This window comes from Flavobacterium crocinum (assembly GCF_003122385.1).
Classification (GTDB): domain Bacteria; phylum Bacteroidota; class Bacteroidia; order Flavobacteriales; family Flavobacteriaceae; genus Flavobacterium; species Flavobacterium crocinum.
In genome coordinates this window covers 3,006,824-3,027,002 of the sequence record NZ_CP029255.1, presented here as the reverse complement: position 1 = coordinate 3,027,002, position 20,179 = coordinate 3,006,824, and the positions used below count along the sequence as shown (strand labels likewise).

Sequence of the window (20,179 nt, the reverse complement as noted above, 5' to 3'; positions counted from 1 at the left end):
ATAATTTATTTCTTACATTAAATGATTTATTTATAAAATAAAACTTATAAAAATATTTTATTTATAAGATAATGGCCCTACAAAAAAGTAACCTCTAAAATCAAAGCCCCTATTGGTGCTCTTGATAGTGGCTGTAATAATAATATCCACTCTTTTTTTTGTCCTGCTAACATTATCAACCCAATATTTTGTCTCAGACAATTCAATTTGCAATTCATTTACATTAATTCGGTTTTCATGCAGGAGTAAAGATTGTTTCATAGTTTTTGAAATATTCTCTTTTAAAGTGTTTTCATTCATTAACAAATCTAAATCTATTTCCCAGATTCGAGAACCAAAAGTTTCATCAAACTTACATTCTCCAAATGTGGTGGTGGCCAGCAAAATTATCTGCTGGGCAATGGAGTGTTCTATAGATGTTTTTTCTAATTCTCTCTTTTGAATTATAGCATTAAAATCTATTGGCAGTTTATAAAAGGCTCCTTTCATCCTATTGTTTTTTAAATATAAATCAGCTTTTCAATTTGCCCTTGCTTATTGGTCTCTATGGTATTTGTTACTGCTTTTCTTTTTACGATATGCAGTTTTACTTTTGGAGTCAGTTTTAAGAATTTTTCACGATATAAAATGTCGCCTATAAAACGCTGGCCTTTTTTTTCATCTACAATTACAAAACAGCTTGTATTTTTTTCTATCTCGAGTGTATTAATATCACCAGCAAAAACCTGAATTCTTTTTCCTTGATTTTGAAAAGTATAACTTAATTCCTCTTGATTCAATTTTCTATAATTCGAGATATCAAAAGTCTCGATGGTTTCTGTTAAAGGTTCAAAAGCTATATTTTCGAAAAGGAAATTTTTAGCTTCTAAAAATTTCAAGCCCAAAAAACTCCAAAAACCTTTTTTGATTGTTTGTTCTTTAAAAAAATAGGTGTCACGAGTTACCCGATACACTTCTTTTTCATTGGTCTTATCATCTGTCACAATCATTTGATAAGTGGGAATTTCTATTTCTGTTGGAATTTGATTTGAACCTATATTCGTTTTAAGGTTTACCGTTCCTACCTGTTTTTCAGAAATTACGATATCAATTGTATGTTGTTTTAAAGCTGAATCTGTTCTAACAATTACTTTTCCTTCTCCGCTTCCCGCATAAAAAACAGAACCATCATTATCTGTAAGTCCCAGCGAAAGATTTAATTCAGGTATTGGCATAGTTTAATTTTTTAATTCAATTACAATTTCAAAATTCAATAGCAATGCGATTTTCAATTTTTGACTTCTAATTATGTATTGTCATTGATTTCTAATATTATAATTACCTTTTGATATTGATATTGAAATTGATTTTTGAAATTGTTATTGTTATTGCTTTCTTACTTTGTATAACTTCAGACAGTTCAAATATTCTTTAATTTGCTTATTGTCTTTACTATTGGGACTAAACTCATAATCCTTTTTTAGTGTAAAGAATTTGATTGAGTTAATATTATTTTCCATCATCTTTTTAATATCTCTTCTCTTCAACTGCAAAGCTGCCGTTCCATCACAATTAACCGCAAAAGAGTTCTTCAAAATGTACTTATCTCCCGATTTGAAATAAAGCGCCAAGGGTTGTTTTTGTTTGACACATACATTATCAGTAAAAATTTTAAAGTATAAATATATTTTTCCTTTTCGCTTTCCGAGCTGAAAAACAGCGTACTCAAAATCTTCATTAAAAACCCGCAGCAAAATTGGCGGTGCACTCGCAAAACTCTTTTTATCCAGTAGCAATTCATTTTGCGAAATAGGACAATTTAAGGTGTCTATCGGATTTATCTTCTGTCCCAAAAGAGTATATGAATTTGAAAATAATACGATAAAAAGTAATATTTGAAATGCTTTCATGTATTTGAATCATTTGGTTTGATCGGTCAAAAAATCAATGTTTGGTTTAAAAAGGAAACACTAAAATGTGTTTCCTTTTCTTCTTTATTAAAAAATTACTTTTGTTCGTAATCCGTATCCCATTCTGTTCCATCATCTCCTTTGTGTCCATCCATTTTTATAAGGAAGTTTTTAGCAGGAAAATAAGGTTTCATGTGAATGTCCATATAAATTCTGTCTTTTTGAATAGGATCTTGTTCGAATCTTCGAATCTCAAAGTTTTCGATTAATTTATCTGGCCCAGTGATTCCATCAAGGAAAGCCACAATTTGATTCATGATTTCTTTACGCGTCTTGGCTGTAAAGTTTTCAAAGGCACGACGGTTAAGGAAATCCATCAATACTTTTGTTACGTAATCAAACACACGAACTACAGAATACGTCTGAAGCCCAAGATTGTCTCCACTGAATAATGTTTTAGCAGAAAAAGCCATTACTTTTCCATATTCGTTAACCATTGGCACTAAACCAAGATTCTCCAGATTGGCAATTTCACTTTTCTTAAGATCAAACTTAACGCCGTCAACTTCATTAATTCCTCCAAACTTTTTACCTGCCGTAACCTGTGACATTAATGTTTTGTAGATTTTTCCAGCTAATGCAGCAGATGGCGCAATGTGTAGATCATCATTTTCTCCAATTTGATCAAATCTGCCACGCCCTACCAACCAGTTGCAAGTCATGATAACATTAGAGCGATAAACATCTCCACCCGTTAATGAAGCAGCATCGAACATTTCCATAACATCATCCGGTTCGTCCAAATGTTCAAAATCTGTAACCAGCATTACTTTGTTTTCATGCGCGATTTTTGCCCATTTTTCTATTACTTTATTGGATCCTAAATATCCAGGAATTACCAAAATTCCGTAGTTGTTTTTAAGATCTAAACGATCATAATTATCGACCAATTCTGCATGAATGGCATCAATAAAACGAGTGTTATCCAAATCTTTTAACTGTTCGATATCGGCGTTTACAATCGTAATGTTTTTAACTTTATCCGTTTCTGTGTTTTTAAAGAATAAGGCAACTGTTCTGTAAGCCGCTTCGATTTCTCTTGTATCTTCAACTGCTTTGGCTAAGTTCTTTTTTAATAGAGCTTCAGACTCTTTACATTTATCTTCGCATTGCGCTACCATATCGGTCAAAGCTTCGTTATTACTTAAAATAGAAGACCATAACTCCAAAGTCTTTTTTAAAGTTTCTCTTTCTTTGCTCTTATTTACCTCTCCAAGAAAGATTTTTCTTCTCGCTTTTCTGTCAGGATTTAGATTTTGAACGCCTTCAATCGCCATTTCTAACAAGTCAAATCCGCCATATTTGGCTAATTTCTCTACATTTTTTTCAATTGAATTTCCAGATACTTTACGTTCCAAAACGACAGTATCTTCAGTATTTTGCTGTACTTGTTTATTTGACATATCTCTTTCTCTTTTAATTATTTGTTTTCTTTTAATTCATTAATCAATGTTCCAAGGCTTTCCAACAAAGCTTTTTTAGCTTCCGGATCTTCTAAAGCTCCTTTCAGAATTTTATTTGTTTTTAACTGGCGGATGATTTTTTGGTACTGGTCTTTTTCTGTTTCCAAATCAGATAAAAAACTGCTTTGAGCTGTAATTCCTTTCATTCCAAAATCTCCTAAATTTTTAAATTTCAGAGCTTCTACTTTTGTAGCTCCATCAGCATTTTCGAAATTTACTTTTACTTCTGGCTTAAAATGTTCAAAAGCCTTTTCGACGTTTGTAATGCCTTCAACCAATTCCGGTTTAATTGGCGCATCAACTGTTAACTTTTGCGCTACAAGTGTTCTGTTTTGCGGTATTGCAATGATTGCTTCATCTGCATCCAGTTTTACTTCGTTTCCTCCAATTCCATAATTTGACAACATAATTCTAAGTTTTAATGGTTATTATATTTTACTCTGTTTATTATTGATTCTGATAAATCTGACGGCACACATCTAAATCCCTGCTTACTTTCTCCAGCTCTTCCTTATATGTTTTTGCTGACTGGTTTAAACTGTCTATCAAGTGTGCATTGTGCGTAAGACTTCTGATTTGCTTTTTATAATCGATAATATTCTTGTAAGCCAAAATGATATTGTTGTATAACTTTTTATTTTCTGTGGAATCTTTTGGGATTTTTTGATAAATATTGGCGACCATAACATTAGCGAGACGCTGTTGGAAATCATTGTCGACTTTGGGCGAGTTGATAGAGTCGATTGTCATTCTAACACTGTCAATTTTGATTGAAAAATTGGTCTGATAATCATACTCTCTTTTCATCATTTCATTTTCTGCTTTCAATAATTTATTCTCTGCTGTTGGCAGATATAGGTTAAAGGAAACAGCCAGAAACATGATAAAAAAAGTGATGAAAAATGCTGCTAAAAAGGCGTAAAAAGCTTTCTGTCGTTCTTTTTTGTTTAGTACTTCCATAGTTTATATTTACTTTTTAATTAGTCTTTCATGAAAAAACCATGTCTTTTCGGATTGTGAACAATGTCTTTTTTCTCTGTTTCGGCAACGAATAATTCGATGTTTTCTTTTTTCTTTCCGATGTAATCCAGTTTACTCAAAGTATCAAAGAGCTTTTCTATTTTGAAAAGAAAATTCATAGTCATTGTTGCTGTTTTGTCGATATGAACATGGTCGTAGTTTGTATTTATTAATGTGGTAAAAAGCACCTCCAAATCTCCCTGCGATAAATCGCACCATTCGGCAAAATAGTTTAGGAGCTCTTCTTTTCCTGCTCCAGCTTTTGAATCGATAAAGTTCTTCATCACCCGAGCGAAAGAGACTACCGTGCTCAACATTGAAGCTGGATGCTGATGCAACGAAAACCAACGAAACTGCGTTAGACAATTCCCCAAGAAATAACTGGTATTATCCGACAACTGCATTACGGTTTGAGCCAGAACACCAGTTTGCTGGAATCGATTGATTTTCTGGGAAATCTGTACAGAATAAATCTCAATCTGACCAAATGATCTTGCAATTTCTGCCTGCATGTCGGCTAGTTTGGAGTGACAACTAACGGTAACCGAGGCAGGAATATAGTTTTCATCCAAAACTGTAGTATCTCCAATTAGAATTTTCCCGATTGCGAGATAAAAACCGCCATAACCAATTCCTGAACGAAACTCTTCTGCTTTGATTAAATGAAGTTTGTATTCCGGCTGTGTAAACGGATATCTTGGTGGCACCTCATCTGGATCAGGTTCCCCAAACGGAATTCTTTTTTTAGAATTAACTGAAATACAAGCCAGCAATTCTATCGATTCTCCTTCTTTTATTTCATAAGTATCTTCTGGGTACGGAACCTGGAGATCCAGTGTGTCTGTATTGGCTTTACTGATTTCGATTCTGGAACCGTTTGGTGTAATGGCGTGGCATTCTTCTACACGAACTCGCAACAGTTTGTGATTATCAATTCCTAAAGTGATTTTGGTTGATTCTTTACTATGATTTCCCGAATCCAGTAAACCGTAACTTATAGGTGTAGTATGAATTCCAACCGCATCATTGACCAACTCAGAAACATTGTCCTGCATGGCCAAAAAATGACTTTTATTGATTTTCATTCCGTCTATCCAGTTTACAGGAAAATGACTTAATTTTTCTATCATGATTTTTATTCTTTTATTTTTTTAGTTTACTCCATAGCAAAATGCCTCATGTAATTGGATTACATAAGGTTTTAGGTAATTATTAGCGTCGGCTAATAATTAGTGTTTATTTGTTTTTGGAAATTGTTTTTTGGTGTGGTATTTTGGGAGAAGATTTTAATTACAAATAAAAAGATTTCCACAAACAAATTCTTTCATCTATCAATTTCTACTCATTTTAATATAATAAACCTTTTTAAAACTAGAATTTACCCGCATAATGCCACGAAAGGATTCGTGCGGGAGCGGGGGAGGAATAGTTTTTTTTATTCATCACTACCAAGATTATCAATTATTTCCTTTAAATTATTTATCCCAAAATAATTATTCTTAATAATCAAATCAATTACTTCTGGATAAGAAACTGACAAATCTTCGATTGTTGTCGATTCATTATTCCATAAAGCATTGCTTTTATATTTGAATTTTTGTTTAGCTGGGTTTTCAATTGATGCAATTAATGCCACAATATGCGCTTTCTCCGTATTATTAAAAACTTTAGAAGGATCTTTATCAAATATCTTATTTAAATCACCATTATATAACATTGAAGCATAATCAGATAATGCATAAATGAACCTGTTATCTTTTTCATTTGTATTTTCTTTTACAAAATCTAGCAAACCATATCTTATGTCAAATGTATTATCACAGTTTTTCGAAAAAAACAAATCACCAATTTTTTCTACTTGAATTGGATTTTGTTTTTTATTTAAACTATATAATTCTTCTAAAACAATTTTATTAATTGTTTTTTCTTTATCAAAACCAAATTTCACAACCAAATCAATCAAAAAATCTTTATCATTTGAAAGAAGCCAAATTAAATCAGCTTTACTATTATTGAATAAAAACTTATTTCTTGATAAAAGAACTCTTAAATTTTGCTCTCTCGTTTTTGATAGACTCTTTAAAGAACTCCATTTATATATTTTAACATCATCGGTATTAGAAGATAAATTATCTTCTAGAACAGTTACTTCTGGATATACTTTTTGATAATCCAAAATTTCAGGAATTGAAAACAATTCAGTAATAAAGTTTCCATTCTTATTTATATAAAAAGATTTATCTTGTAATTCTTCTGAATTATTTTTCAAAAATTTAATTTCCCTATCACAAGGATTAGTAAAATTCAAATAAACATTTTTTTTAGGCGAATTGTAATCAAGATTTCTCTTAAAAATTTTACTAACTAATTCATTAAAAACTTCATTATCTGGAATTTTGTAACCATTTTTTACTAGATATTCTTTTAGTAATTCACTTGATAAATTCAGATCAATTTCATTAAAATTATAATTAGGATAATCAGTTTCATTTTTTTCAGTAGCATATCCTGCTTTTATTTGTTTTTCTAATAATTCTTTTAAATTGTTGTTTCCCATCGCTTCTATTTTATCCTTTTCTACTTTATTTTGGCATGAACAAACTCCAAACAATAATAAAATAGCTAATAATTTTAATGATTTCATTTTTTATTTTTTTAAGTTCTCGTTGAACTAGCAGTATCTAAATCAGCTTCGCTATTCATAACCTTTAATTTATATTCTTCATTAGTTGGTATGTAATTAGGTGGTATAACGAACCAATCAATATCTTTTTTTGAATACTTAGAAATTTTTACTGTTCTGGCACCTTTAGCACCTCCTTGATTTCCGCCCACACAGTAATAATGTTTACCATCTTCGCTGATACCTACTACAAAAGTAATGTGACCATCCCCTCCTACAGCACCATTCTTTCCATTCTCTTTTGCCAATTGATTGTCATTCCAATCTATTACTGCTGCTGATCCGTATATAGGTTTATCTTGTTTCCAAAATTGCCACATTGCTGCTCTACATGACAATGCCGGTGGTGTGTATCCAGCTTGGGTAAAACACCAACTTGCAAAAGCTCCACACCAATTTGTTCCTTCATTAAGCCCTTTACCATTTGTAGATGCATTAAAATATTCTGTAATTCTAGAATTGTTTTCACTTCCCAAAATAGCTTTTTGACCAATTTCTTTTAATGCAAATGGCATCCATGGCGCTTTTCCTGGTATAGGATCATTTTGCACTTTTCCATATTTACAATCTTTAACATTAAATATTACAGAAGTACTATTTTTAAATGCAACTTGTTTTTCATCATGATTAGTTTTTCCATTAGCAAGAGTTACATTTTTACCAACTTTTTTACAAACATTCTTAGTATCCTTATTCCCATTTGCAATTGGAGCAATATTTTTCCATTTCCAAAATGCCATAGATGAAAGAACTGCTATAGAAACATTTTTAGATACAAGATCAGAATTAGAAATTATATCTGCACCTTCTTTCTTTGTGTAAGTGTTTGCGAATTCATATGCAGATCTACCAGTCAGCTGAATTAAGCCTTTTCCTCTAAAATTCCAACCATCGGTAGACTTAGTATTTCCAAGCTCTCTTCCTTTGTTAGAGTTAGGACCATAACCCAAATTAGCAATCATTTCCGGGTTAGCTTTTTGAGTTATTATTTTTTTATTATTTTTTATTTCTTCAAGTCTTCCATATTTATAGGCTTCATCTTTATGAGTTTTAAAATATGACAAAATAATATTGTATTTTTTCTTTTCTGGATCCCATCTTCCTAAATATAAATCATCAGCTAAATAATTCATACTTTCTCCTTCATGAAGTACTAGTTTGCTTCCACTTTCTACTATAGCCTGCGCAAAAAAATGGGCTTTATTCCAACAAGTATCCATTCCAAATTCTTTCATATACTTTGTATAGGTATTCGCTACTTTTTCTAAAACAGAAAAATCTGCATCAGGAAATATTGGTTGAAGTTGATCAACCTTTACTTCTGCTACACAATTATCACAACCTCCTTTCTTATGATCTTTATTCCAAATAGGATCCCCAACATTAACCATCATTAGACTATTAATAAATTCCTGCTCAGGATCATAACTTACAGTAGTTTGTACCACAATTTTCTGTTCCTCATAATCGCGAACTTTTTGGTCAGTCTTAGGAATTTCTTTTTTCTGCTCTTTTTTAGAAGGGCCTTTTTTTTCTGCAGGGGATGCTTTCGAAAACGGATCCTTTTTATAATCAGGATTTATTACATTAATATTTTTACTAGGTTTTGAAACTTTTTCATAAAGCTCAGCCGTAACATAATATTCATGAAATGCTCCCTCATTTGTATCTCCGGGAGCTTGTTTAACATTGGCAAGCCATACATTTTTTGGATCAAGATAAAATGTTACATCGGCTTTGCCATTTAGAACATATCCTTTTTGAACGTCAATAGTAATATCTGTATTTTTATTGGCTGTCTTTCCTCCGTCATCTTCCCATAACGTAACTGTGACAGGAAATCTTTCCATATTTACACAATGGACACGAGCTGTTATACTTTGCCCGTAAGAAAATAATTTTTCTGGTTTTTTGCCATTGCTGTCAAGAAGTTCAACAAACAGTATTTTGCTTTCTACTGCTTTTTGTGTTTTTATGTCAAGAACAGCTATTTCTCCATTTGCATCTACTTTTATTCGTATTCCCTTTATATTTAGACTATCCTGAAAAAAGGTGTAATCTACTATTGCTCCTGTTTTGTTCTTGGCTTCCTTTTTTGTCCAAGAACTGCCATTAAACGTCCAGATACTCCATTTAATTTGATCATCTGGTATTGTATTTAAATTTGCAGGAATAGGTTGTACCGAAATACTATTTCCAAATAATTCATGTATAGAGTAATATTCTTTTACTCCTACTACTGGATTGGATTTACCGTATATTTTCACTTTTGCCATATCTTTTCAATATCTAAGAACATAAAAGTTGATTATCTTCTAAATCTTCAAGACTTAAAAGCGGGTTTATTTGTTTTATTACATCACGGTCTGCCTTTTGCATTTGTTGTTTTCCTACTTCTGCTATTTGTCCGTGTTTAGTAATCTCTATGCAATCTGGCAAACCCTTTTTACAGGTAGCTTTACTATCTTCTATCAATATTTTTCCTTGATTGCTTAACGTTACTTTATCATGGGGCTTACTCCAATTACTAAAATCAGGAATGCAAACCTGATATTGATTATTTCCCAAAGGCTGGTTTAAACAATTTCCAAAAGTACCTTTTTGCAAAGTCTGCCCTAATTCTTTAGTAGTTGCAATAAGTTTTTTATTGGCTCCTTTATCATTGGCAAAATGCTTTTTTTGTGATTTTACCTGCAAAATATCGGTAGCCTTAGAATCCTTACTAAACCTGCATTTACAGGTCGCACCGTGTACTACAACATATTTATCGCTCATAACTTATTTCTTTATTTTATACTAAAAGTGAAATTCCAGAATCTAAAATGATTTTACTATCGTTTAAATTTTTAACTTCTATTTTAATCTTTCGATCCATATCAACTAAATCACATTCTATTGATAAATGTTCTATTATATAATTGTTTGGATTCAAATAATACTTTGCAAAATAGTATTCTTCTACATGCTCATTTTCAGATTCTCCTGTCTGTGATATTTCTATCAGATTTAATTCATTCAGATAAGGATTCACTTTTTGAATAATCGAAAATTCTATATCCTCAACCTCTGCAATTGCAGGAAAAAACAATTTCTTCTCGATTTCAAATTTTCGAGTGTACGCCATATGAATTCCATTAAAAAAAGCTCTTAAAAACCAATCGCCGGAGATATGTTTTACTAATGCATTATTATCTGTAATTTTATTGGCTATATCATTAGCCAGTGATTCATAAACTGCTCCATCAAAAGAAGCTTTTATCTCTTCTTTTTGATTTGCCCATCGTTGTTTTAATTTATCATAGCTGTTTAAGTTTTCCCATTTTCCGTATTTATTTACTACAATTCGTAAAGGATACAAAAGCGCTCCTGTTTTTTCAGCTACTTTATAAGCTCTTGTATCTACTGCTTTTCCATCAATCAATACTTTAGAAATTTTATCGATCTGAATAAAATGATAATCTTCTTGTTTGCTGTCTGGTCTTAATCTTCTTAAATTAAAATTTTGTTCTACCGTTTGTATTTTTTCTCCTTTTTGAATCGTACATAAAACATTGTATTGATGATTTAACTCAAAAGGCTGAAAAGGCAGTACATAATCCTGACTTATAAAGAGAACCTGTTGTTTCTTTTCTTCATGAATTACATCTTCTTTTTTATTAGATACAATCAAAAACTTCAAATGGCTTCGCAGTTCGCCGGCAAGACAGTCCTCTATTTTACTGCGGGCATTATGATATTGCCTTAAATCATCAATTTCAATATTTAGCTTTTGAGCAATGCTTTCTAAAGTGTCGCCTTTTTGAATTTCATAACGAGAATATTGATTTTCAGAGTTGTTCATTGAGTCATTCATCATTTAACTATTTTATTGCTCCTTTCCTTTCAGGCTCTTTCAACTCGTCAATCTTTTCTTGATCTGCTCCTTCATTATGCGATTCAATCCCATACACTTTCTGATCTGGTTTTTTCTCTTTTTGGGGTTTTTCATTTTTTTCTGCCTCCCGCTGGCAGATTACCACTGAATTTTCAGTAATTCCGTTAAGCCCTACATAATAACCTGCATCTACATATTTGGTTTTTTCATACCATTTGGGCTGTAAATAGAAAACCCAGTTATAGTTTTGTCCGTTTGGCTGTTTCAGTTCGATTTGATCGTTTTGATTGTATTTGTTGTACCCAGTAATTGTCAGAAAAAACAATCTACCGAAATCGACTTTTAAAGGTGCCTGAGTTCGAATCGAAGCATATTCTTCGTTGCTTTCTTCTTTTCTGATTAAAAGGGTTATTAATAAAATCCCCTCCATTTCTACACCTTCTATTGGCTTGTAAGATACTTTTGGAGTCCAGGTAATGAATTTTCGAGGCGGTATCTGCATCATATATTCAAAAACGATATAAACTCCTGTAGGAACAATAAATACAATAAAATGAGAACACATTATAAAGGTCATTTCGATTCCGTTTAATGCCGTGTAAATAATGGCGAACAGCACACTTGAATACAGCATTACCAATATGGTAAACAAAAGTTCTATAGCAACACTTTTGGTATTAAACTCTTTAAAATGCCAACGATAAAGCCAAACATGCAAAACACCAAATAACAATGTGGCTATTTGATAAAACAAAAACTCATCTGAAAGTTCATTGAATAGTTTATTATACCCCAAGAAAGCCACCAAAGCATAAATGAGGGCAAAAGAGAAAACATAGATGTAAAACTGTTTTTTGTATTGAGTAGAAAACTCCTTTACCTTATCACTAAATAGTAATGTCAGAATACAGCATAGGGCTATCACAACCACTATAAATACAATAAGCTTTACATCAATAAGTGCTAATAAATGTTTTTTTACCATTTTAAATTCGTGTTGTATATCCTAATACAGGCTGTTTATTAAAATCAAATTTTTCTGTTTCGTGATTTAGTATTAGTATTGTTTTGGGCTCTACTTCCATTGGAAAGAAGTGTTCGTAAAAACAATCTATAAATCTTTTTATCGATCCGTTATGCAAATAACTCTCAAAGGAATTATTTACAATTGGGCCAATTGATATGGTCAGGTTCATTGAATAATCCATGTATTTGTTCCCGCAGATAAAATCGACTCCTAACCTGTTTTCTCCTAAATTAATCTGTTCGTTTTCTTCATCATATTCTTTAGAACTTGTACTTGTATAGGTTACTTTCTCTTCAATAATAGTCTCCAGACAGCGACAGGACAAATCGATATCGCCAACAATTTTATAAGCATAAGGCAGTAACTGAATAAACTTTGCCACTAAAACCGGAGGATAATTCTTTGATAATCCCCAAAAATCATAGAAAAAATCAAGTGGCTTACTGCCGTTTAACTTGTATAAAAAACCTCTCTCGACACTTTCAATTTTTGTTCGGTAATGAAAAATTTCATTTTCAAAAGGATTAAAAAAACTCCGAGCCTCATTTTCCTGTTTTTTCTGGTGTTTGTGTTCTTTAATCATTTGCCTGACAGATTTGTCAGCATTATTCTCGCTGAGACTATGAACAATGCCTTCCGGAAGCGCATCATACATACTGTCTCGTGACAAAAGCAACGTTATATAATCTTGCCGAACATAATTATCGTCCTGAATTACAGCTCCTAAAACATCACTCCTAAAAGCTCTTGAAAATTGTCCCTGATTGGAGATTGTAATTTCATCAGGCAAAACTTCATTATTCTCAATAAGTTCATTAGCAATAATTTCTGCCCTGATATCATACGAAATACTCTCAATTTCCTGAACCAGATTTTCCAGACTTTTTTTATTTTTTTCTTGTGTCTTCATTTATTCGTCCCGCTCCTATGTAACGCAATTGAAAATATTCATCATTAAAATTATAAATCCCTAATCCTTTATCTGTACAGGCTAAAATTCTGTCGTTGTGCAGGTATAAAGCCACATCAGAAATCGGATGATCTTTGTCATACCTGAAAAAAACTAAATCTCCCTCTGCCAAAAACGTACGGCCTGTAAAAATCTGAATGGATTTCGATTTCCACATTCCTGCCGGATCTTTGGGTAACGTTACCTTATAAACATCACTGTACAGAGACTGCAAAAAATAAGAACAATCAATTCCCCTTTTAGAAAAACTTTTCTCTTTATAAGGAGTGTTAATCCAGGAATCGAAATAAGAATAAAGCTTATAATTTGTGATCTTATTGGGCATAACAGCCAGTACAATTGAATATTTTTCCTTCAGATACAAAACTTCATCACTTAGATTCTCAGAATTATCATTTACTATGGTTTTATTCTTTAAACCTTTTTCTTCCATCTCTGATTCCTTTTTCAGTAACTCTAATGAGTAATTGTACTTAAAAGGAATTTGTGAAATGTACTTTTTCCCTGTACATCCTAAGCATATCGCAACAAGCAACAGAACAAATAACTGCTTCATTTTTTAGTATTAATGTTTAGAAAATTGAATGTCCGAATTAGATTCTTTACAACTGGAAAATGAGATTGAAGTGGTATTTCTCATTTTGCAACCAGCGACACTAAATAGGTATATATTTACAAATATAAAATATTATTTTAATTTTTTATAAGATTTTACATATAAAATTAAAATAAATAACCCTATTTTTGTCTTTGTCATATATACCTGCCAAAATGAAGATTAAAAAAATAGACAACAGAATTGTACTTTTTTTTAGTATTATTCTACTTATAGCAATTGTATCTTTTCTAATACAATTTTTTAAACATGTCGATTGTGATGATGTTAAGTACTATATATTATCTGATCATTCGCAAAGTGAAGAACCTATCGAATTTTATGACCGAACTCATAATGCAAAATCGTGGAAATGGGATTTTGGAGACGGATCAACTGCGGATATTCGTAGACATACTTTTCATACTTACAAGAACCCCGGAAAATATATTGTAACACTTACCATAAATGGTGAATGCACCCATACTCGAGAACTGGTTTTGACAGACAAATATCTTCTCGACAAATTAGGAACTCCCCAAATCATTGCTTCTAAAACTATTACTGTAGGTCAGCCTACTTATTTCAGTTCTATTTCTTCAGAAGCCAAAACATGGGAATGGGGATTTGGCGAAGGCAGAGGCGTTATCGAAAACTCTTCAAATCCTGTTTATACATTTTCAACTCCAGGAGAAAAGACTATAACTCTTGTTATTAATGGTGATTTTAGCCGTGTGGCCAAAAAAGTGATTTATGTGCATCCGAGAGTAATAAAAAAAACAAATCCATTGGATGTGACTTCCTATGTTTATGAAAAGAATGCAGAGTCTTTCTCTTTACCAAGAGGTTCTGTAAAAAAAGATCCGCTCGAAGATATGCTACAATATGTTCCTGTAGCGCCAAGAGCCAAAACACAAAAAGATTCTATTGAAAACATCAAAAAAGCTCCCAAAATATCTGAAGATCAATTCGAAATTTTATTAAACAAAGTCGCCGAAGGCAGTAAAGTAAAAGATGATTTTACTGATTTTTTATGTGATGACCTTGAAGTTCCCGTCGTTAAAAATGATAAAGACCTATTGACATTCGCACAGCTTTGTTCCGGTATTAAAGGAAAAAAAATAAAAATAGAATCAATCCGTCTTAATAAAGATAAGACCAATAACTGCATTAAAGGAATGTCTATCAATTATAAAGTAAAAAAATATATGATCTGGGTTAAAGATTAATTACTATGGAACAAGAAAATATCTTCAGTACAGAATTACTGACTGCTTTTGAAATCGCTAAAAAAATAGCCAAGAATAACTTCAATAAATTCTATTCTGCACCACATCTCTTAAAAGCAATTTTAAATAGAGACTTATCGCTTTTAAAACGTCTGGAAGCAATGGGAAAAGATGTTTATTATCTGGATGAATGGGCTGAAGTTCGAATAGAAGAAGAACCAAAAACGACTAATGTTCTCGATGCTGAACCTAGTGATTTGATTGATGATATTATAAAAGAAGCCGAATCTGTAAGGATTGCGCTAAATGAAGATGAAATAAGTCTGTATGCTATTATTATTGCTTTAAGTTCTCCCGGCGTGGGTTTTAGTTTTGATCAGATGAAATCTTATCCAATTTCTAGAAATGAGCTTTTGGAAGAAAAAGAAACAATTCCACAAAATGAAATTATTTCCAAACAGGAAATAAAAAAAGGCTTTTTGAATAAATATTGCATTCATAGAAATATCGAAAAGAAGAAGAAACGAATTCTAGCAATTGCACGTGAAACGGAGTTAAATACGATCAAAGAAATTCTGTGCCGTTTTTCCAAACCAAATGTATTACTAATTGGCGATCACGGAGTGGGAAAAACAATCCTTATTAATACTTTAATTCAAAATATAATAGATAATCAGATTTCAGAAGTCTTAAATAAAACACAACTTTTTGAACTTGATTTGTCTTCACTTATTGCTGGAGCATCATATAAAGGTGAAATTGAGGACCGTTTAAAGAACTGTATTCAGGAATTACAGCAATTTCCAAAAGCCATTCTTATTATTGAAGAAATTCATACTTTACTGGACAAAAACGATGGTAATTCCGGCGTGTCTAATATTCTAAAGAGTGAAATGTCAAAAGGTTTAAATATTATTGCCACGACAACAATTGATGAATTTTCGAAAAGAATTGAAAAAGAACAGGGACTTTCAGGAATGTTTGAAATTGTAAAAATGGAAGAGTCAAATGATGAAAATTTATTCCGAATGATTCGTGAAGCTATAAAAATCTATCAGGAACATCATAAAATACAGATTGACGATGAAACTATTTTAGAATCTATAAGACTTTCAAGAAGATATTTAAAAGAGAAAAGCCTTCCAGAATCCGCTATAAACCTCATTGATCATACGATGTCTGTTCTAAAAACGTCGGGAGAAACTTTTTTAAAGGAAAAACAATCGATTCTTGATAAACTTAAGATTTTAAAAAATAACGATTTAGAACTATCAGAAGAACAGTTAATCAAAGAATGCAACTGGTTTTTCACTGACTTAATAAATAAAACCACATTTTTAATAACTAGTGAAGAGGAAAATACGAACAAGAAATTTGAAACTTCAGAATCTATTATAAAAGATATTGAAAACATAATAAGTAATCTCGAAGTAAAAGCACTAGACAAACGTTCTCATATTGAACCGATAGATTTATCACTTATAATATCTAAGAAAACGGGGATTCCTACTGGTAAACTAAAGAATGAGGAGATTGGAAAACTAAATAAAATTGAAGAGACTTTAAGTTTAAGAGTTATTGGACAAGATCATTGTATTGCAACTGTTTCGGGTTCTATTTTGGAATCGAGATCAGGATTAAGCAAAGCAGGACAGCCGATTGCTTCCTTTTTTTTCCTCGGCCCGACAGGTACTGGAAAAACAGAATTAGCAAAATCTTTAGCCGACTTTCTTTTTGAGGATGAAAATGCGATTATCCGATTTGATATGTCCGAATTTAAAGAAGAACATTCGGTTGCTTTACTGCTTGGTTCCCCGCCGGGATACATTGGTTATGATGCTGGAGGAGTACTAATAAACAAGATTCGAGAGAAACCTTACTCTATTGTTTTATTCGATGAAATAGAAAAAGCACATCCTTCTGTTTTTGATATTTTCCTCCAGATTATGGACGAAGGAAAACTACACGATAGATTAGGAAAAGAAGGTGATTTCTCAAATGCTATTGTTCTTTTCACTTCAAACATTGGAGCTGATTATATTGTAAGCACTTTTAACAATAGCGAAATTCCAAGTTCAAATTCTTTAATGGAAATTATGGGAAATTATTTTCGACCTGAGTTTTTAGGGCGTCTAACTGAAATAGTACCTTTTGCCCCTATCAATAAAGAGAATGCCTTAAAAATCTTTGAAATACACCTTAAAAAAGAGTTTACAGATTTATTGAAAAACATCAATATTTCGGTCAACATTCCAATGGAAACTAAACTTTATCTTGCCGAAAATGGTTTTAATGCCCACTATGGAGCCAGACCAATAAAGAGCATTATAAGAAGCCATTTGAGAAGACCTCTTGCTAAAAAAATAATTTCTGGTGAGATACAAAATGGAGATACTGTTTCTGTTCTTATTGAAAATAATGAGGTGAAATGGATTAAAGACTAGTTAATCATTTCTGACAATTAAAAATCATACAATACAAATCTATGTGTATTAATGCAAGTGAGATGTCTTTAATCGAGATTCAAAAACTATGTTTTTATGTGTTTAAAATTTAAGTCTTCCAATATTTAAACTATAAAAAAACGCTAAGAAATAATTCTTAGCGTTTTTACTTTTTTATTCTAAAACCAAACCAATCTGGCCATCATCATCTAATTCTGTTTCTACAGGATCATCTTCTGATATTTCAGGTCTTTCTGGAACTTCTTCTACCGGTTCTTCATAAGGAAGCGGATCTAATAAGTTTACTTGTTTTAGCTTATCTGTTGTTAATTGATTTCCTAACGCTTTGAAACCTTTTACCGCTATAAAATCTTCAACATCTATATGTAAATCATCTTTTTGGACGCCTTTTACTTTAGCAAAAACCAATTGCGCAACTGGACGATAATCTGTTGAAACAATCTCCAACTGCGAATTTGGATGATCTGTAATAAAACTTTCTTCTTTTCCTTCATTTTCTACAAGGAAACGTTTCAGAAAATAACGCTCTTTTTCTCCATCGTAGTAAATCGCAGAAATTGGTTTTTTAGGTTTCCATTTTTCCAGTACAATCATATCTTCATCAAAGTGAGTTGATAACTCTGGAATAATAACCTTTAATTTTCCTGACTGACTAATAATTAAGATTTTATCTGTTGGTTTAAACTCGCCTAATAATTCTCCTCTTGCATCTACATTTAAACGTTTTACAGTATCGTCAAACCAAACTTTTCTTGGCAGTAAAGTTGAAATACCTTTCTCCTTTAATTCAATTTTTTTGATTGGATATTTGGTTACTAAGTTTCCTTTAGAACCACGTCCTTTTATTGCTAATTTCGCAAAATCAATATCGAATTTCAGTTTCTTAATCGTTCCCACCTGACGCAGTAAAATAGTGACTACCTCAGCTTCTCCATTTGGATTATGTGAAAAATAAACTACCTGAGAACCGTTTGTACCATTTGTTAAATCGTAAGCTTTATCACGTGTTACACCAGTAACATTAAAACGTTTGATATAAGACGGCCCTGATTTACCATCGCGGTACATCATATTGTAAATGGTACGTTTATCGTTTTTATCAAAAACGGCGGCGTGTATAATATCTTTTCCAATAAATGTTTTGGCATCTACTTTTGTAATCATTAATGTTCCGTCTCGTAAAAATACGATAACATCATCAATATCAGAACAATCGCCTACATATTCATCTTTCTTTAAACTCGTTCCAACGAAACCTTCTTCACGGTTTACGTATAGTTTTGTGTTTCTTAAAACTACTTTTGTAGCCTCAACGTTATCAAAAACACGAAGTTCTGTTTGACGTTCACGTCCTTTTCCGTATTTCTCTTTTAATTTGGTAAAGTAAGCAATTGCAAAATCTGTTAAATGTTCCAGATTATGCTCTACTTCTTTCATTTCGTCTTCCAATTTCGCAATTAAATCATCAGCTTTATCAGAGTCGAAACGTGTAATACGAATCATTGGGATTTGAGTCAAACGCTGTAAATCGTCATCATTGATTTCTCTAACGAATGATTTTTTGAAAGGCTCAAAACGATCGTATAAATATTTATAAAGTGATTCTCTATCTCCGTATAATTTGAAGTCTATATACATTTCTTCACGAATGAAGATTTTTTCTAAAGTAGAAAAATGCCACTTATTTTTTAATTCTTCAAGTTGAATTTCCAATTCCTGACGAAGCAAATCGACCGTTCTATGTGTTGAAATTTTCAACATTTCAGAAACTCCAATAAACAACGGCTTATTATCTTCAATTACACAACCTAAAGGCGCTACAGAAGTTTCACAGGCTGTAAAAGCAAATAAAGCATCGATTGTTTTATCTGGAGAAACGCCTGGAAAAAGATGGATTAAGATCTCAACATCGGCTGCAGTGTTATCTTCAATTTTCTTGATTTTGATTTTACCTTTTTCATTGGCTTTCAAAATGCTGTCAATCAAACTTGATGTATTGGTAGAAAACGGAATCTGCGTAATTACCAAGGTATTTTTGTCTAATTGCGAAATTTTAGCACGCACACGCACACGTCCGCCACGCATTCCGTCGTTATAATTCGAAACGTCGGCAATACCAGCAGTCATGAAATCAGGATAAAGCGTAAAAGCTTTTCCTTTTAAAATCTTGATCGAAGCATCAATTAACTCATTGAAGTTATGAGGAAGTACTTTTGTAGAAAGTCCAACCGCAATACCTTCGGCTCCTTGGGCTAAAAGCAACGGGAATTTTACTGGAAGATTGTTTGGTTCGGCACGACGACCATCATACGAAACACCCCAATCAGTAATTTTTGGAGAATACAAAACCTCCAAAGCAAATTTAGATAAACGTGCCTCAATATAACGCGAAGCTGCCGCTCCATCGCCCGTTAAAATATTACCCCAGTTTCCTTGGCAATCAATCAATAAATCTTTCTGGCCAATTTGAACCATGGCGTCACCAATACTAGCATCTCCGTGTGGGTGATACTGCATAGTGTGACCAACAACATTGGCAACTTTGTTATAACGACCGTCATCCAACTCTTTCAAAGAGTGCATAATACGACGCTGAACCGGTTTGAATCCGTCCTCGATAGCAGGAACTGCACGTTCCAGAATTACATACGAAGCATAATCCAGGAACCAGTCTTTATACATTCCCGTTACCTTCGTAATAACATCTTCTCCTTCTTCCTCCTGATTTTCGTAAAAATGTGCTCCTTCAAAATTTTTTCCCTCTCCATCAATCACATCATCATCGCCATCCTGAATGTTATCCAGATTTTCATCCTGATTATTCTCGTCGCCGTTTGGAATTATGTTATCGTCTTCTTCGTCTTTCATTTTTTATGCTGAATTTATTTCAGTAACCTATTTATT

General features: G+C 32.2%; 17 protein-coding genes. 2 read left to right on the top strand and 15 right to left on the bottom strand.

What is annotated here, in order from left to right; genetic code table 11:
• Nucleotides 1-57: 57 nt before the first annotated feature.
• From HYN56_RS13545 to HYN56_RS13480, 14 genes are all read right to left on the bottom strand, one after another.
• Entirely contained in the window at nucleotides 58-489 is a 432-nt protein-coding gene (locus HYN56_RS13545) for a GPW/gp25 family protein (RefSeq protein WP_109192666.1), read from the bottom strand.
• A gap of 11 nt (nucleotides 490-500) precedes the next feature.
• On the bottom strand, nucleotides 501-1,214 hold the full coding sequence (locus HYN56_RS13540) for a hypothetical protein (protein WP_109192665.1): 714 nt from the start codon (nucleotides 1,212-1,214) through the stop codon (nucleotides 501-503).
• A 150-nt stretch (nucleotides 1,215-1,364) separates the two neighbouring features.
• Nucleotides 1,365-1,889 (bottom strand): hypothetical protein, encoded by a 525-nt coding sequence (locus tag HYN56_RS13535; RefSeq protein ID WP_109192664.1) that lies wholly within the window; start codon nucleotides 1,887-1,889, stop codon nucleotides 1,365-1,367.
• A gap of 95 nt (nucleotides 1,890-1,984) precedes the next feature.
• Entirely contained in the window at nucleotides 1,985-3,352 is a 1,368-nt protein-coding gene (locus HYN56_RS13530) for a DUF5458 family protein (RefSeq protein ID WP_109192663.1), read from the bottom strand.
• A gap of 17 nt (nucleotides 3,353-3,369) precedes the next feature.
• A complete protein-coding gene (locus HYN56_RS13525; RefSeq protein WP_109192662.1) occupies nucleotides 3,370-3,819 on the bottom strand; it encodes a hypothetical protein in 450 nt (149 codons plus the stop codon).
• Between the two features lie 40 nt (nucleotides 3,820-3,859).
• Nucleotides 3,860-4,372 carry a type VI secretion system TssO gene (gene tssO, locus HYN56_RS13520; RefSeq protein ID WP_109192661.1) on the bottom strand — a complete coding sequence of 171 codons (513 nt, stop codon included), beginning with the start codon at nucleotides 4,370-4,372 and terminating at the stop codon, nucleotides 3,860-3,862.
• A 20-nt stretch (nucleotides 4,373-4,392) separates the two neighbouring features.
• Nucleotides 4,393-5,562, bottom strand: a complete 1,170-nt coding sequence (locus HYN56_RS13515) for a hypothetical protein (RefSeq protein WP_109192660.1) — start codon at nucleotides 5,560-5,562, stop codon at nucleotides 4,393-4,395.
• A 305-nt stretch (nucleotides 5,563-5,867) separates the two neighbouring features.
• Nucleotides 5,868-7,076 carry a hypothetical protein gene (locus HYN56_RS13510; protein ID WP_109192659.1) on the bottom strand — a complete coding sequence of 403 codons (1,209 nt, stop codon included), beginning with the start codon at nucleotides 7,074-7,076 and terminating at the stop codon, nucleotides 5,868-5,870.
• 11 nt (nucleotides 7,077-7,087) lie between these two features.
• A complete protein-coding gene (locus tag HYN56_RS13505) occupies nucleotides 7,088-9,391 on the bottom strand; it encodes a hypothetical protein (protein ID WP_109192658.1) in 2,304 nt (767 codons plus the stop codon).
• A 13-nt stretch (nucleotides 9,392-9,404) separates the two neighbouring features.
• Nucleotides 9,405-9,890: a PAAR-like protein gene (locus HYN56_RS13500; protein ID WP_109192657.1), complete on the bottom strand. Its 486-nt coding sequence runs from the start codon at nucleotides 9,888-9,890 to the stop codon at nucleotides 9,405-9,407.
• Nucleotides 9,891-9,906: 16 nt separating this feature from the next.
• Entirely contained in the window at nucleotides 9,907-10,971 is a 1,065-nt protein-coding gene (locus tag HYN56_RS13495; RefSeq protein WP_109192656.1) for a LysM peptidoglycan-binding domain-containing protein, read from the bottom strand.
• A 4-nt stretch (nucleotides 10,972-10,975) separates the two neighbouring features.
• Complete coding sequence (locus HYN56_RS13490) at nucleotides 10,976-11,974, bottom strand: TssN family type VI secretion system protein (protein WP_109192655.1); 999 nt, start codon at nucleotides 11,972-11,974, stop codon at nucleotides 10,976-10,978.
• Nucleotide 11,975: 1 nt separating this feature from the next.
• Entirely contained in the window at nucleotides 11,976-12,926 is a 951-nt protein-coding gene (locus HYN56_RS13485; protein WP_109192654.1) for a type VI secretion system baseplate subunit TssG, read from the bottom strand.
• Nucleotides 12,904-13,542, bottom strand: coding sequence for a C40 family peptidase (locus HYN56_RS13480; protein ID WP_109192653.1), 639 nt, complete (start codon nucleotides 13,540-13,542; stop codon nucleotides 12,904-12,906). The genes HYN56_RS13485 and HYN56_RS13480 overlap by 23 nt, the downstream gene beginning before the upstream one ends.
• Nucleotides 13,543-13,757: 215 nt before the next feature.
• Between HYN56_RS13480 and HYN56_RS13475 the strand changes: the two genes are divergently transcribed.
• Nucleotides 13,758-14,810: a PKD domain-containing protein gene (locus tag HYN56_RS13475; RefSeq protein ID WP_109192652.1), complete on the top strand. Its 1,053-nt coding sequence runs from the start codon at nucleotides 13,758-13,760 to the stop codon at nucleotides 14,808-14,810.
• Between the two features lie 5 nt (nucleotides 14,811-14,815).
• Nucleotides 14,816-17,254 carry an AAA family ATPase gene (locus HYN56_RS13470; RefSeq protein WP_109192651.1) on the top strand — a complete coding sequence of 813 codons (2,439 nt, stop codon included), beginning with the start codon at nucleotides 14,816-14,818 and terminating at the stop codon, nucleotides 17,252-17,254.
• 174 nt (nucleotides 17,255-17,428) lie between these two features.
• Here the strand turns inward: HYN56_RS13470 and HYN56_RS13465 are convergent, their stop codons facing one another.
• Nucleotides 17,429-20,143, bottom strand: a complete 2,715-nt coding sequence (locus HYN56_RS13465; protein WP_109192650.1) for a DNA gyrase/topoisomerase IV subunit A — start codon at nucleotides 20,141-20,143, stop codon at nucleotides 17,429-17,431.
• Between the last annotated feature and the right edge of the window lie 36 nt (nucleotides 20,144-20,179).

Coding starts and splice junctions, on each gene's coding strand:
- HYN56_RS13475 (WP_109192652.1), top strand. CDS start 13,758: ATGAAGATTAAAAAAATAGACAACAGAATTGTACTTTTTTTTAGTATT.
- HYN56_RS13510 (WP_109192659.1), bottom strand. CDS start 7,076: ATGAAATCATTAAAATTATTAGCTATTTTATTATTGTTTGGAGTTTGT.
- HYN56_RS13545 (WP_109192666.1), bottom strand. CDS start 489: ATGAAAGGAGCCTTTTATAAACTGCCAATAGATTTTAATGCTATAATT.
- HYN56_RS13470 (WP_109192651.1), top strand. CDS start 14,816: ATGGAACAAGAAAATATCTTCAGTACAGAATTACTGACTGCTTTTGAA.
- HYN56_RS13515 (WP_109192660.1), bottom strand. CDS start 5,562: ATGATAGAAAAATTAAGTCATTTTCCTGTAAACTGGATAGACGGAATG.
- HYN56_RS13485 (WP_109192654.1), bottom strand. CDS start 12,926: ATGAAGACACAAGAAAAAAATAAAAAAAGTCTGGAAAATCTGGTTCAG.
- HYN56_RS13490 (WP_109192655.1), bottom strand. CDS start 11,974: ATGGTAAAAAAACATTTATTAGCACTTATTGATGTAAAGCTTATTGTA.
- HYN56_RS13535 (WP_109192664.1), bottom strand. CDS start 1,889: ATGAAAGCATTTCAAATATTACTTTTTATCGTATTATTTTCAAATTCA.
- HYN56_RS13465 (WP_109192650.1), bottom strand. CDS start 20,143: ATGAAAGACGAAGAAGACGATAACATAATTCCAAACGGCGACGAGAAT.
- HYN56_RS13495 (WP_109192656.1), bottom strand. CDS start 10,971: ATGATGAATGACTCAATGAACAACTCTGAAAATCAATATTCTCGTTAT.
- HYN56_RS13505 (WP_109192658.1), bottom strand. CDS start 9,391: ATGGCAAAAGTGAAAATATACGGTAAATCCAATCCAGTAGTAGGAGTA.
- HYN56_RS13500 (WP_109192657.1), bottom strand. CDS start 9,890: ATGAGCGATAAATATGTTGTAGTACACGGTGCGACCTGTAAATGCAGG.
- tssO (WP_109192661.1), bottom strand. CDS start 4,372: ATGGAAGTACTAAACAAAAAAGAACGACAGAAAGCTTTTTACGCCTTT.
- HYN56_RS13540 (WP_109192665.1), bottom strand. CDS start 1,214: ATGCCAATACCTGAATTAAATCTTTCGCTGGGACTTACAGATAATGAT.
- HYN56_RS13480 (WP_109192653.1), bottom strand. CDS start 13,542: ATGAAGCAGTTATTTGTTCTGTTGCTTGTTGCGATATGCTTAGGATGT.
- HYN56_RS13525 (WP_109192662.1), bottom strand. CDS start 3,819: ATGTTGTCAAATTATGGAATTGGAGGAAACGAAGTAAAACTGGATGCA.
- HYN56_RS13530 (WP_109192663.1), bottom strand. CDS start 3,352: ATGTCAAATAAACAAGTACAGCAAAATACTGAAGATACTGTCGTTTTG.